Annotated in this window: 13 protein-coding genes; 1 reads left to right on the top strand and 12 read right to left on the bottom strand. The window is 43.1% G+C overall.

The annotated features are described in order from the left end of the window. Window positions 1-62: 62 nt before the first annotated feature. The 7 genes from DXB91_RS07465 to DXB91_RS07435 all read right to left on the bottom strand — a co-directional run bounded on the left by DXB91_RS07465 (window position 63) and on the right by DXB91_RS07435 (window position 7,944). On the bottom strand, window positions 63-731 hold the full coding sequence (locus DXB91_RS07465; RefSeq protein ID WP_118017330.1) for a hypothetical protein: 669 nt from the start codon (window positions 729-731) through the stop codon (window positions 63-65). A 78-nt stretch (window positions 732-809) separates the two neighbouring features. Continuing rightward, window positions 810-1,751 carry a DUF3137 domain-containing protein gene (locus DXB91_RS07460; RefSeq protein WP_118017328.1) on the bottom strand — a complete coding sequence of 314 codons (942 nt, stop codon included), beginning with the start codon at window positions 1,749-1,751 and terminating at the stop codon, window positions 810-812. A gap of 149 nt (window positions 1,752-1,900) precedes the next feature. After that, entirely contained in the window at window positions 1,901-2,908 is a 1,008-nt protein-coding gene (locus DXB91_RS07455) for a LacI family DNA-binding transcriptional regulator (protein WP_243003543.1), read from the bottom strand. Window positions 2,909-3,023: 115 nt separating this feature from the next. Continuing rightward, window positions 3,024-4,523 (bottom strand): 4-alpha-glucanotransferase, encoded by a 1,500-nt coding sequence (gene malQ / locus DXB91_RS07450; RefSeq protein WP_118017324.1) that lies wholly within the window; start codon window positions 4,521-4,523, stop codon window positions 3,024-3,026. Between the two features lie 82 nt (window positions 4,524-4,605). Next, entirely contained in the window at window positions 4,606-5,499 is an 894-nt protein-coding gene (locus DXB91_RS07445) for a carbohydrate ABC transporter permease (protein WP_118017322.1), read from the bottom strand. Beyond that, a complete protein-coding gene (locus DXB91_RS07440; RefSeq protein ID WP_117874577.1) occupies window positions 5,499-6,341 on the bottom strand; it encodes a carbohydrate ABC transporter permease in 843 nt (280 codons plus the stop codon). The genes DXB91_RS07445 and DXB91_RS07440 overlap by 1 nt, the downstream gene beginning before the upstream one ends. A 265-nt stretch (window positions 6,342-6,606) precedes the next feature. Further along, a complete protein-coding gene (locus tag DXB91_RS07435) occupies window positions 6,607-7,944 on the bottom strand; it encodes an ABC transporter substrate-binding protein (protein ID WP_118017319.1) in 1,338 nt (445 codons plus the stop codon). A gap of 295 nt (window positions 7,945-8,239) precedes the next feature. Between DXB91_RS07435 and DXB91_RS07430 the strand changes: the two genes are divergently transcribed. Then, on the top strand, window positions 8,240-8,674 hold the full coding sequence (locus DXB91_RS07430) for a cupin domain-containing protein (RefSeq protein ID WP_243003542.1): 435 nt from the start codon (window positions 8,240-8,242) through the stop codon (window positions 8,672-8,674). A gap of 176 nt (window positions 8,675-8,850) precedes the next feature. On the opposite strand, the gene DXB91_RS07425 is transcribed toward DXB91_RS07430, so the two are convergent. The 5 genes from DXB91_RS07425 to DXB91_RS07405 form a co-directional block, all read right to left on the bottom strand. Beyond that, window positions 8,851-9,774 (bottom strand): sensor histidine kinase, encoded by a 924-nt coding sequence (locus tag DXB91_RS07425; protein ID WP_118017317.1) that lies wholly within the window; start codon window positions 9,772-9,774, stop codon window positions 8,851-8,853. A gap of 61 nt (window positions 9,775-9,835) precedes the next feature. Next, a complete protein-coding gene (locus tag DXB91_RS07420) occupies window positions 9,836-10,570 on the bottom strand; it encodes a hypothetical protein (RefSeq protein WP_118017315.1) in 735 nt (244 codons plus the stop codon). 1 nt (window position 10,571) lies between these two features. Next, window positions 10,572-11,621 (bottom strand): ABC transporter ATP-binding protein, encoded by a 1,050-nt coding sequence (locus DXB91_RS07415; RefSeq protein WP_243003541.1) that lies wholly within the window; start codon window positions 11,619-11,621, stop codon window positions 10,572-10,574. Between the two features lie 78 nt (window positions 11,622-11,699). Then, window positions 11,700-12,407: a response regulator transcription factor gene (locus DXB91_RS07410; protein ID WP_118017313.1), complete on the bottom strand. Its 708-nt coding sequence runs from the start codon at window positions 12,405-12,407 to the stop codon at window positions 11,700-11,702. 146 nt (window positions 12,408-12,553) lie between these two features. Beyond that, complete coding sequence (locus DXB91_RS07405) at window positions 12,554-13,333, bottom strand: amino acid ABC transporter ATP-binding protein (protein ID WP_004850188.1); 780 nt, start codon at window positions 13,331-13,333, stop codon at window positions 12,554-12,556. Window positions 13,334-13,337 lie beyond the last annotated feature (4 nt).

Here is a 13,337-nt window from a genome sequence, read left to right as displayed (position 1 = left end):
TATATCTGCCGATATTATAACATATATAAATTCTGGTTACAACATCCATATTAACATAAATTTTATAACACATTCATTATCAATTTCACTACCCCCGCGACAAAAATCAGCCCCGCCAGTCCGAAAAAGAATACCTCCATCTCCCTGTACACCTTGTTTGATTTTTTCTCAAATGCCTTTCTCTCCTCCCTGGAGTAAAGCAGTCTATACTCACTGCCGATTGGATGTTTCTTTCTGTTTATATCCTGATTAACCACATAAGAATCCGGCTCACCGCTGTATGGATCGATGTATTCCACTGTGGGTTGTGCATATCCCGGCAATTTTGTCCTGCCGGTCAGGGTATCGTATCCTATGATCTTTCCGGTTATCTCCATGTCATACATATCATTCTCTTTTATGCGTTTTGACCGCATAATATACCCAGCTATCACAAATATCAGTACACACGCCAGCACCTTGATCACATCCAGGATAACCCATACAGGATTATTCCTATCTATAGCTATTACCCCTCCATCCTGCAGACTATCTACCACCATAGATACACTGATTAGCAAAAGTGCCATGCCACCAGCCAGAAGTCCGATACAGATATTCTTGAAGTTCCAGCGATCCTCCTTTGTCTTTATCCATATCGCAAGTCCGATAAAGAATATCCCCACAATACCGATAAAAGCTGATTTCACAAGCTCCGTTATAAATTCTACATTGTCTATTATGTAATCCATAGATTCCCTCATTTTCCCCGCTTATTTCCTATATTTAACACATTCTCACTGTATATAAACATTCTATCATTTAACCAACTACTGAAAAAGATCTGTATTCATACCAAAGACATCAATAACTTTCAAAATATCGGAAAGTTCATCCCTAAATTTCTGACGATACTCCTCCATGTCACCATTATCCCTGCCATTGTTACTAAGTTCAAATAAATCTCTGTCATTCTTTATCGCTACTGCCACCATATTGCCAGCGATCTGTATCTCCATAAATCCTTCAAGTCCCATAAGTCCCTGCATAAGCTGTGGCGTCAATACCCTCAAAGCAAGCTGGCTGTCAGAGGCATATATATCGAACCTGTTATCAAATGACGCGTTGCCCGTCATAAAACTGTTACGTGAATTCTCAGAACCCAATACTCTTGATAATATGCCACTTTTCTTTTCGTTTTTCATTCTTGGACTAATTCTCTCCTGGATATGTACAAAACCATTAACATTCTTGTGGGAAGTAGCCATTATGAGCTGACCTTTAAAATTGGCAACATTATCGCCAAGGGACTCGCCGTCCGGTGAACCCTTTGTTTCCGTTCTGAGTGTGAGATCACTGAATGTAAATTCTACTCCCCTGTATATTCCATGTATAAAGTCAGAACCATCCATATTATTAAATGAAGGAAGAATCGGACAATTATGTAAAAATGCCTCATTTGTATATCCATTTGGCATGTATTCAATCACCTGCAAGTGCTCTCCAAGGACACTCCGTACAACATACTGTCCCATGAGTTCCTTGAGGTCTTTAAGTTTATTTGTCTCCATATATGAGAACAGGAAAAATCCGCCTACAAACAAAGCCGGAATCAGCAGCCAAGCAGAGTCTAATTCATAGCCATTTCTAGATACCACCATAAACGCAACAAATGACGCAAATATTCCTATAAAAGAAACAATCTTAAACACCTTAAGCACTTTACATAGTTTGCGTTTTTCTAATATTTCCGATTCTATATTCTGATCCATCTTCTCATCTCCAAACTGTGATAAATACTCTATACGAATCTCAGAGCCTTACTAAACTTTTATCTCATTAAAAAATTCGCCTTATACTGGTATATTATATATCAGTATAAGGCGAATTCAAACTTAATAAAAAAGATTCTCCCTGAATCCTAGCCGATGCTCTTAACGCTTTCTCCCTCTATCAGGGAATATGGTACTATCTCATGTTCACCAGCTGCTGCATAATTTATATGCTTGAGCATGATGTCAACACTTCTCGATGCCATGATCTCTGTATTCTGTTTTATTGTTGTAAGTCTTGGTACACAGTATCCTGCCAGCTCTATTCCATCAAATCCAGTAACTGACAGCTCCTCCGGAATATGTTTGCCCAGATCAGCAGCCGCTCTCATGACGCCGATCGCTATCGTATCACTGAGAGCCATGATTGCTGTAACCTCCGGCTGTTCCTCCAAGAGACGCTTCGTGGCCTCATACCCCGCCTTCATAGAATATCTGCACGGAATATATGTAAACTCCGCCCGGTCGTCATGCTGCCACTCATCTATAGCCCTCTTGCAGCCTTTATATCTGTTGAAACTTATCTGTTTCTCGGACACCTGTCCTCCTATGACTCCGATGTACCTGTGGCCTTTTTTAAGAAGATACCTTGTCATATCATATGTCGCTGTCGTATCGTCTATCGTTATGGAGGATATGTTGTCATTTGCAAGAATATCTCCGCTGGTTGTAATTATGACTCCAGGTATCTTCATCTCCTCCACACGTTCATCAAAAAGTGCAAGATTGGCACCCAAAAACATGATCCCCTTTGGATTCACGCTCCGAATTAGTTTGATGGCATACTCTATCTCATCACCATCCTCATCTATATATTCCACTATGACATCTTCATCATATCCCGCAAGCTGACTCTGTATGCGCTCTACTATATCTGCAAACAGCATGTTCTGGTTTCCTTTTATAATGACTACAACCGCCGATTTCGTTGCCATTTTGAGGTGCTTGGCATTGACATTTGGTTCAAACCCACTTTCCTCTATAACTCTAAGTATCTTCTCTTTGGCTGCGTCACTGACTCCGGTCTGATTGTTGATCACCCTGGACACGGTTCCGATACCATAACCTGATATACGCGCAATATCCTTTATTGTCATAAGCTGTATCCCACTTTTCTCTTTTATTCCCAATAATTATATTATCTTGCTATGTGGAGGTCAAGAAAATACTCTACTTATCATTTCCCGGTAAATATTTTTAGAGAGTACTTTTTCACATCTTGCTTCTCCCGGTCATCAGTGTAAGGCTGCCTATTTCCTCTGCAAGATCATCATCCGTATCATCAGATATAGTTCGCCACCTCCAGTTATCGCCAACTGTGGATGGCTTATTCATCCTCGATTTATTGTCTAGCCCCAAATAATCCTGCATCGGTATAATACAAAGATCTGCAATACTTCTCATAGCAAGCGTGATAAATGGGACATTGATCAGACGGTCCGGTGTATAATGAGCTGCCATATAATCCCTTGCCATGTCTCTGGATCTCTGATCTATACTGCTCCACCAGCCAATAAGGGTCTCATTGTCATGGGTTCCCGTATATACAACACAATTTCGTATATAATTATGTGGAAGATAGTCAGATGCCGCCCCGGTGTCTCTCACATCAAAGGCAAACTCCACAACCTTCATTCCCGGAAATCCGGAATCATGCACAAGCTTTCTGACCGAATCAGTCACAAAACCAAGATCCTCGGCAATGACATCTCTCTTACCCAGAGCTTTTTCTATATTCCTGAACAGATCCATCCCAGGGCCCTTTTTCCACTTGCCATTCACAGCTGTTTCCTCACCATATGGAATGGCATAATATTCATCAAAGCCTCTGAAATGATCAATCCGGACTACATCATAAAGCTTATAGCTATGTCTCATTCTGGCTATCCACCAGCTGTAACCGGTCTGCCTGTTCAGCTCCCAGTCATATATTGGGTTTCCCCACAGCTGTCCGGTCTCCGAAAACCCATCAGGCGGACATCCGGCAACCTCGTATGGTCGCCTGTCCTCATCAAGCCTGAAAAGCTCCGGGTGTGCCCATACATCTGCGCTGTCCATAGCTACATAGATTGGGATATCTCCTATGATCCTTATATGGTTCTTGTTGGCATAGCTCTTTAGCGCATTCCACTGAGTATAAAACAAATACTGCATGTACTGCTGAAAATGTATCTCATCCGCAAGCTTAATCTGCATCTGCTGCACCGCATCAGGCTGCCTGTTTCTTATATCCTGCGGCCACTCTGTCCACGAAATTCCACCAAGCGAATCCTTTACAGCCATAAATAGTGAATAATCATATATCCACTCTTTGTTCTCATCCATGAACATGGAAAACTCCATGCTGTCAGTCATTTTCCATCTCTCATATGATTTTCTCAGGATTGGATATCTTCCTTCATATATTGTCCTATAATCCACATATCTGCCATCGTCGCCCCAGTCTATCTCTCTGCACTCGCGGTCTGTGAGCAGTCCCTGATCCACAAGTGTATCAAGATCTATAAAATATGGATTTCCAGCAAATGTCGAAAATGACTGATACGGCGAATCCCCATACCCGGTGGGCCCCATGGGAAGTATCTGCCAGTAACTCTGGTGTGCAGACCTAAGCCAGTCAACGAAACGATATGCCTCTTTTGAGAAGCTGCCAATTCCATACTTTGACGGGAGGCTTGATATAGCAAGCAGTATTCCTGCTGATCTTTCCATCTGAAATCTCTCCTTTTAACCAATTTCAGGCGGCTGCGAATCTCACAACCGCCTGTTTTTTACATTTAATAATATTATATTACTATCCCTTTACAGCACCAGCTGCAACACCCTTGATGATGTACTTCTGTGCACAGAGGTAGAATACAACAACCGGAATGATAGCCATAACAAGGCACGCCATGATCGCTCCCATATCTACTCTTCCGTAGCTGCCCTTCATATACTGGACAACTATAGATATCGTCTTGTATTTCTTGATGTCGAGTACCAGATACGGAAGAAGGAAATCATTCCATATCCACATAGCCTCAAGTATTCCTACTGATATGTAAGTAGGTTTCATGATAGGGATAACAACCCTGAAAAATGTCTTGAGCGGCGTACATCCATCTATCATCGCAGCCTCCTCGACCTCCAAAGGAATGGACTTGATAAATCCGCAGAACATGAATACTGCAAGACCTGTTCCAAATCCAAGATACACGATCACGATTCCCCATGGAGTATTAAGGTGAAGTGCATCCGCAGTTCCAGCCAAAGTAAACATAACCATCTGGAAAGGTATTACCATAGAGAACACGCAGAGCAGATATATGATCTTTGTCGCTATATTCTTGACTCTGGTTATATACCAGGCTGTCATAGAGCAGAACAGCAAAATTGCCACTACTGAGAGAACCGTTATCACAACTGTCCAGCCCACTGCCTTAATGAAATCATACTGTGTTATAGCCGTTTTATAATTGTCCAAGCCTATGTAGCTGTGCTCATTTGGCAGTTCAAATGTCTCCAGACTGATAAATGTCTTGGCTTTCAGCGAGTTTATAATTACGATTATTATCGGTGAAACAAATATTATGGAAATAATGGTAAAGAATAAAGTAGCCAGAATTCCCGTCAACGTTGGTTTTTCTTTCACTCTGTATACAGGCTTTTTATCCGCTGTATTTACTGTTTTCTGTATCTTCGCCATTACTGCTGCACCTCCTTTGATCTTGTAATCTTAAGCTGTATGAGTCCTATCGCTACTACCAGTATGAAGAATACGACTGCCTTGGCCTGACCTACTCCCTCATATCCTACTCTTCCATAAAACGTCTCATATATATTGAGCGCTAGCATCTCTGTCTTATGGAGTGGCTCGCCTCCTGTGAGTGCCAGGTTCTGGTCAAACAGTTTGAATGAGTTGGTTATTGTGAGGAATGTACATATAGTTATGGATGGCATCATGTTCGGGATCGTAACCCTGAAAAGTCTCTGTGTTCTATTTGCACCATCAATCATGGCTGCTTCCTGAATGTCTTCAGGTATTGCCTGAAGTCCTGCAATATAAACGATCATCATATATCCTATCTGCTGCCAGCACACAAGTATAACCAATCCCCAGAAACCGAGGACTTCATTGAGCTTCAGGGCTGTATCAAACTTTGAGAATATGGCATCGAATATAAGCTGCCATACATATCCAAGTACGATACCACCTATAAGATTCGGCATAAAGAATACCGTTCTGAATATATTAGTTCCTTTGATCTTCTGTGTAAGTGCCAGTGCCACAAGAAATGCAAGAACATTTATAAGCACAAGTGTGACAATCGCAAATAATGTTGTAAACTTAAATGCATCCGGAAATGTTGAGTCCTTGAATGCGTCTATATAATTCTGAAATCCTACAAATTCAGCGTCCCTTATGGTCGTGAACTTACAGAAGGACAGATATATTCCCTCGGCAAATGGCACGATAAATCCTATAAGAAACGCAGCCATTGTCGGTATCAGAAACACCGGCCAATATCTTTTTATCGTTTTCTCCATAATTTTTTTGATAACCTCCACTCTGTTGCATATCAATTTTCTTTCCAATATCTTCTGAGTCTAAAAATGGATATGTAGACATATTTGCATATGAATACATATCCATCTCTAGTCTGACACCTCTGAGTATGAGCTGCCTTTGCAAAGCTGTTAGCCTTCCTGGTGTCCTGCAGCTTGCAGGACTTTATTCATATTTTAAGTTGGTTTTATTTTGTGATGTTTTTTATTTTAGGGTTGTGTACTATTGTTTATTTGTTAATATGTTTTATTTTGACTTTGCTGCAGCTGCCTCTTTAGCCCATCCATCTACAAATGCGCTCTTTACAAGATCCCAGTTGGCATCTGTCTGATCTGCCGCATATGTTGTAAGTGCTGATCCGAGGTCGTTCTTCCACTGCTCTGATGGCATTGTTGTGAAGTTCCAGCTTACAGGTGTCTTGCCCTCTGCTACATACTGATTTGCGATGTTTACAAGAAGGTTTGTTGACTCAAGGTTCTTCTTGAATGGTGTTACAAATCCCATTCCATCGGCTCCTGATGGCATAGCGCCCTTTGAACCACAGATTGCCTTAAGTGCGGTGTCATTTGTAGCACACCACTCCATGAAGTCAAGAGTTGCCTGGATATCTTCCTCTGAAGCCTTAGCATTTACACACCAGTAATTCTCACTTCCTGTACAGAGTCCCTGATTCTCCTCACCATCTACTCCTATATAGATAGGGAGCATTCCGAGGTTGTCATCGCCAAGTGATGATACATCTGCGTATGCCCATGTACCATTCTGATAAAATACTGCCTGTCCTGAAACAAACTCTGCAACCGCATCATCACCAGTCTTTGTGCTGAGCTGCTTTGGATCGGTTGTTGAGTTGTTGATGTACAGATCCCATACATTTTTGTAATTATCAAGATATGTACCCTTGATCGCATCTGTAGTATCGATTCCATCAGCCTTGTATTCATAGTAGATTGGAAGATTTGCAAGATGTGTCTTGAATCTCCAGTCTGATGAGCCATCCATTCCAGCTGATGTGAATGCTGAGAATCCTAATTTGTCTGAATTAGCTGTTATATCCTCTGCCACCTTCTTGAGGTCTGCAAATGAATTGATATCATCCTCAGTGTATCCAGCTTTGCTTAAAAGCTCTTTGTTGTAAATGATTCCGTATGACTCTATAACATATCCGATTCCTGCGACCTTATCGCCATCCTTAAGTGCAAAGTCCTCAGATGTGAGTTCTTTATACACCTGTGATGATCCAAGATCATAACAATAGTCCTTCCAGGAAGCAAGACCAACCGGTCCATTTACCTGGAACAGGGTAGGTGATTCTGACTTACCCATCTCACTCTTAAGAGTAGTCTCATACTGACCAGCAGCTGCTGTAACTACCGTCACATCAACGCCAGTCTCTTCTGTGTACACCTTAGCAAGCTCCTGCCACTGTGTATCCTGCTCCGGCTTGAAGTTCAGATAATATACAGAGCCCTTTGCATCAGCCTTCTTTCCTGCTCCATCTGAATCTCCTGAGCCACATCCTGTCAACATGGTACCTGCCATCATAAGTGACAGTCCTAGTGCCGCAATACCTTTCTTGTTCATATTGGTTCCTCCCATAAAATAATAAAAATTTTTCCTTCAGTCATCTCTTATACGAGCTGCTTATTGGTTACTTTGTTTTTTTCGGAAACGTTTTTGGAACCGTTTCCATTTGATATATCTTATATTAGTTGCTTATGCACAAAATGTCAATACTAATTTCAATTTTTTTATCACTTTTTGCATTTTCTATATATGGCTTTCCTCCTGGGTACATAAAAATATATAATTTTTGTCATATTCTATCCTTTCTGAATACTATAAATAGAACAACTATTAAATTTGAAAGGGCTATCCTATGAAATGCTACAATAACTGTTCTCCGGGCAGACCTGACTGCCGTGACAACATCTGCACTATAGATCTCCGGGAAAAAGCGTTACAGAACCAAAATTACCGTGAAACCGTGTGGACCGGCTGTTTCATGCAGATGACCGTCATGTGTATACCTGCCTGCTCAGATGTAGGTTTGGAAATCCATGACAATACCGATCAGATCATCAGGATCGAACAGGGACAGTGTTCAGTCAGGATGGGCTGCTGCCCGAACGAGCTTTGCTTCCGCCAGAATCTGTGCGCAGGGGACTGCATCTGTGTTCCGGCCGGAACATGGCACAACATAATAAACATCGGCAATAATCCACTGAAGCTCTCATCCATCTATGCCCCACCACATCATCCCAGGGGAGAGACACAGGCCACCAAAGCCACGGCTATGGGAATGGATTGCTGATATGTTTTCATGTGACATGAAGTAGAACGCATTACCGAATTAATTGTCCCATTGTTTTAAGCATTCTTCTGTCCGCCACCAAAAAAGACACCAAATGCTGCCTGCCCGTCTGACATTGGGCAAGTGACATTTAGTGTCTTTGCTATTTCTGTATTAAATTCACACTTATTTCCAAATTATTCTTTATAATTCTGTTCAGCCACCATAGAAATATTTATCGCAAATCCCCCATCCTGAACCTCCGCGCTCACCTCATGTCCCAGCTTGTCCGCAAGGCACCTTACTATGTAAAGTCCCAGCCCTGCGCCCTCCTTCTGTCTGGACTTTCCACGGCAGAACGCATCGAATATCGTATCCACATCTATCTCATCGTCCAAATCTATGTCATTTTCAAATATGACTTCCACCCGGCCGTCCTCACATACCAGCCTCACAGATATCCGGCTCTTGGCATACTTCCGCGCATTCGAGAAGAAGTTGGCAAATATCCGGCTGAGCATGGTCTCATTGCTCCGAACTATGACCAACTGCTCCGGTATGTCAAATGTGACATTTACCCCAGACTCCTTCACCCAGTCATACTGCTCAAATGCCTGGGATGTCAGAAGTGCCGCCACATCCACATCTGCGGTCTCTATCTCGTCATCCTTCGCCTCGGCTGACGACACCTCGAAAAATGCATCTGAAAGCACCCGGAGATAATCTGTCTTTGCAAGGGCAATATCCAGATATTCCTGATCTTTACCTATGACATGTCCGCCCTTTTTCATGAGCTGCATATACCCCTTTGCCGCCGTGAGCGGTGTTCTGAAGTCGTGGGAAATCCCGGCTATGACACTTTTCAGCCTTGCCCTGTCCTTCTCCACCGCCAGATTTTTCTCTTTTATCTGATCTGAATAGTCATTTAACGCATTTGCAAGCTGCAGGATATCCCTGTCGAAATACTCCACATGTATATCCTGATCCACACCGCCGTCAAGGCGCGCCTTCAGTTTATCCGCAAATATCCGCATCTGCCTCTTGTACTGCATCACCCGTATAAAAAGGACTGCCACTATAATAAGCAACAGTCCGATCACAATCTTATAATAGATATCCATACCCTATCTGCCCTTATCTGTCAGACACCCGCACATTCCCATAGTCATATGCTGTATGTCATTAGTTGAACCACTTTTTTTCATAGCTATTGTAGGATAACACATACCAGATTAGTATTTCAACAACTCCTGCCACCACACAGATTATCACGTCCTGAGATGCTATATCTGGAAGACCGGAACAGGTCAGACCACCTCCCACAAGACAGTAAGTTACCTTTGAGACGCTGCCGCCTCCCTCAGTTACCATGTCTATCATCAGGCTGCCAAATGCCTCTAGTATCAGGAATCTGAGGAACACCACAAACATTCCTACAGCTGATTTGAAAGTTGTCATGATGAGCACTGAACAGCTGAGCACTCTGATACATATCACAGCAACGATCAATATCCTGAGCGCAAGATACTTCGTATCTCCATAACCGTTCTTCGCTCCGAAATACAGTATAGGAGAGATCATCAACGCTATACTGATTATCGACATGAGCGGCACAACTGTAAACAGCTTGGAAAGCAGCAGCCTTGACGTTCTGTTGCCCGCCATTACCTCGTAACAGAGCACCTTGTTCTCATATGATGTCACGTACATTCCCGCGATGATCAGCGGAAGATATGTCATAAGCAGAAGGTCCTTCTCAAGAAACATTCCAAATGCCTCTACTCCTGAGCTTGCACTGTCAAAACCGACATCCATGTACCCCAGATAAATCATAAATACACACAGCGCAACCGCCCACACTGACAGATGATAGGTTTTCCTCACGCGGTACCACTCCGCTCTCATAAGTCTGTTCATACTATCTACCTGCCTTTCTGAGCATCTTGCCAACAAAGCTCTTCGGAGCATTACTATCATCACTGGATGATGATACCCTGGACAGGAAATACTCCTCCAGATTCTCCCCCTGTACATGGAACTTGAGTATAGTAAGTCCTGATGCCGTTATCGCTCTTGACACGGTCTTAAGTTCTGACAGCATATCATAGATACGGGTGTCTCCGTTTTCCATCACTTTGTAACCTGATATTCCGAGATCCTGCTCGATGACTGTCACAAGTCTTTCCATGTCATCCGTCGCCACTTCTATGTAGCTCCTGCAGTTCTCATCCAGTTCTTCCTTGGAAATGCATTCCACCAGCACACCCCTGTCGATTATGGCAAAATCCGTACAGAGCTCCGAAAGTTCGGCAAGCAAATGGCTGGAGATAAGTATCGTTATCTCCCTCTCATCCTTCAGCCTCTTAAGAAGATTCCTGACCTCCACGATTCCCTCCGGGTCAAGTCCGTTCACAGGCTCATCGAGTATCATGACCTCCGGATCAGGCAGCAGTGCCATGCCTATTCCAAGTCTCTGCTTCATTCCAAGTGAAAAATGTTTCACCCGCTTCTTCCCGGTATTTGCCAGCCCCACAAGTTCAAGTATCTCATCTATCTTTGATGAATCCGCCACTCCCCTGAGCCGGCTTATGTACTCCATATTCTCCCTGGCGGTAAAGCTCTTATCCAGATACGGTGCCTCGATCATAAAGCTCGTTCTCTCCCTGTTCGCATTCAGATCCTTGCCTGAGCCAAACAGCTCTATCTCTCCCTCAGCAGGATCTGTAAGTCCCGCTATCATCTTCATTATGGTGGTCTTGCCCGCTCCATTTGGTCCTATCAGACCATATATGTGTCCCTTTTCAACATCCAGCGAAAAATTGTCCACAACACGCTTATCGCCATACACTTTGGTCAACCCCTTAAGGCTTATCGCACTCGCCATATACTGCTCCCTTCCCCGATTTACACATCTGATGATCGCGCCATGTAAATCATATCCCGCTCTTTTGATCCCGCGATCACCCACGCTGTCTCTTCACATTTTATATATTACTTTCTATGCATAAAGAAATGGTAAATTCAAATGTAAAGAAAAGGTTAAGAATCACTCCGCAAGCTTGTATCCCATGCCCCAGACGGTCTCTATGTACTCCTGGTCGTCATACTTTTTTATCTTATTTCTGAGATTGCTCATGTGAACTTTGAGGACATTGTCCTCCGGATAATATGTCTCATTCCACACACTCTCGAACAGATTTGCCTTTGAAAAGAGCTTGTTAGGATTTGTCAGTAACAGCCTCAATATCCCATACTCCTTTGCAGTGATGTCCAGCTTATTGCCATTTACCGTGACATTCTTTGCCTCGTCGTCCATGATGAGGTGCTTGTAAGTATATGAATATCCAGCTATCCCTTTGATGCCGCATGGATGTCCAGAAGATTCTCTGTATATACAGCGGTTTAACACCGCCTCCACCCTGACAAGCAGCTCATCCAGATCAAACGGCTTTGTGATATAGTCATCAACGCCAAGCCTGAACAGATCTATCTTCGTCTGGACCGTGTCCTTCGCCGAAAGCACAATGACCGGAACATCCGAAAATCCCCTGAGACTCTGCATAATCCTGTCGCCACTCTTCATCGGCAGCATGAGATCCAGCAGACAGAGATCGATATCCGGCGTGCTTTCGAGAATAGACAGCCCAGCTATGCCATTTGTGGCTGATATCAGCTCATAGCCACTTTCTGTCAAATATTCGCAGATAAGCCGGTTTATCTCTTTATCGTCCTCTATGACGAGTATCTTGCTCATAAGCATCTCCTCCTGTCTATTGAACATCAGTCCATCAGAACTGACTTATCTACTACTATACTTTATACCTTTCCCCATGTCATCAACTCCATAAAAAAATCCCGAAATATCGACTCCTGTCGATACTCCGGGATCATATACATCTTTTATGAATATGATGAAAGGAACTGTTTTGTCCTCTCCATCTTCGGATTGTCAAATACCTGATCAGGTCTTCCCTGCTCAAGTATATATCCATCATCCATGAATATGACCTGGCTTGCAACATCCTTTGCAAATGCCATCTCATGGGTAACAATTATCATGGTTGTCTTTTTGTCTGCAAGGTTTCTGAGAACCTTAAGTACCTCTCCTGTGAGCTCCGGATCAAGAGCCGATGTAGGTTCATCGAAACACAGGATGTCCGGCTGCAACGCAAGCGCCCTTGCTATGGCAACTCGCTGGCACTGTCCGCCTGAAAGCTGGTGAGGATAGTTGTTCATTCTGTCCTCAAGTCCCATCTGGCGTAGAAGTTCCTCTGCCTGGACTCTTATCTCGTCGAGTATATTCTTCTTATTTACTTTGAAATCCGGTCTCTCCTTTGCAAGAAGCTCTCTTGCAAGCATTACGTTCTGAAGCGCAGTGTACTGTGGAAAGAGATTAAATGACTGGAACACAAGTCCAAAATGCAGTCTCTTCTTGCGCACCTCCGACTCCTTGAGTGTCTCCGGCTTGTCAGTGTCAAGCAGGATCTCATCATTTACACGGATAACTCCATTGTCCGGCATCTCCAGAAAGTTCAAACAGCGAAGAAGTGTTGTCTTTCCACTTCCTGATGATCCTATGATAGAAAGGACCTCTCCCTGCTCCAGAGAAAAGCTTATATCCTTGAGCACATCTGTCTTGCCAAACTTCTTTTTTATATGTTCAACCTCTAATATAGCCATAGCG

Source organism: Coprococcus sp. OM06-34AC (assembly GCF_003462545.1).
GTDB classification, from domain to species: domain Bacteria; phylum Bacillota; class Clostridia; order Lachnospirales; family Lachnospiraceae; genus Coprococcus; species Coprococcus aceti.
Note: the sequence above shows the minus strand (reverse complement) of the source record. Positions and strands in the feature narration are given on the sequence as shown.

Excerpts from the sequence above, each read along its gene's own strand:
- DXB91_RS07430 (WP_243003542.1), top strand. The coding sequence starts at position 8,240 with ATGAAATGCTACAATAACTGTTCTCCGGGCAGACCTGACTGCCGTGAC.
- DXB91_RS07425 (WP_118017317.1), bottom strand. The coding sequence starts at position 9,774 with ATGGATATCTATTATAAGATTGTGATCGGACTGTTGCTTATTATAGTG.
- DXB91_RS07405 (WP_004850188.1), bottom strand. The coding sequence starts at position 13,333 with ATGGCTATATTAGAGGTTGAACATATAAAAAAGAAGTTTGGCAAGACA.
- DXB91_RS07445 (WP_118017322.1), bottom strand. The coding sequence starts at position 5,499 with ATGGCGAAGATACAGAAAACAGTAAATACAGCGGATAAAAAGCCTGTA.
- DXB91_RS07455 (WP_243003543.1), bottom strand. The coding sequence starts at position 2,908 with ATGACAATAAAGGATATTGCGCGTATATCAGGTTATGGTATCGGAACC.
- DXB91_RS07435 (WP_118017319.1), bottom strand. The coding sequence starts at position 7,944 with ATGAACAAGAAAGGTATTGCGGCACTAGGACTGTCACTTATGATGGCA.
- malQ (WP_118017324.1), bottom strand. The coding sequence starts at position 4,523 with ATGGAAAGATCAGCAGGAATACTGCTTGCTATATCAAGCCTCCCGTCA.
- DXB91_RS07440 (WP_117874577.1), bottom strand. The coding sequence starts at position 6,341 with ATGGAGAAAACGATAAAAAGATATTGGCCGGTGTTTCTGATACCGACA.
- DXB91_RS07410 (WP_118017313.1), bottom strand. The coding sequence starts at position 12,407 with ATGAGCAAGATACTCGTCATAGAGGACGATAAAGAGATAAACCGGCTT.
- DXB91_RS07465 (WP_118017330.1), bottom strand. The coding sequence starts at position 731 with ATGGATTACATAATAGACAATGTAGAATTTATAACGGAGCTTGTGAAA.
- DXB91_RS07420 (WP_118017315.1), bottom strand. The coding sequence starts at position 10,570 with ATGAACAGACTTATGAGAGCGGAGTGGTACCGCGTGAGGAAAACCTAT.
- DXB91_RS07460 (WP_118017328.1), bottom strand. The coding sequence starts at position 1,751 with ATGGATCAGAATATAGAATCGGAAATATTAGAAAAACGCAAACTATGT.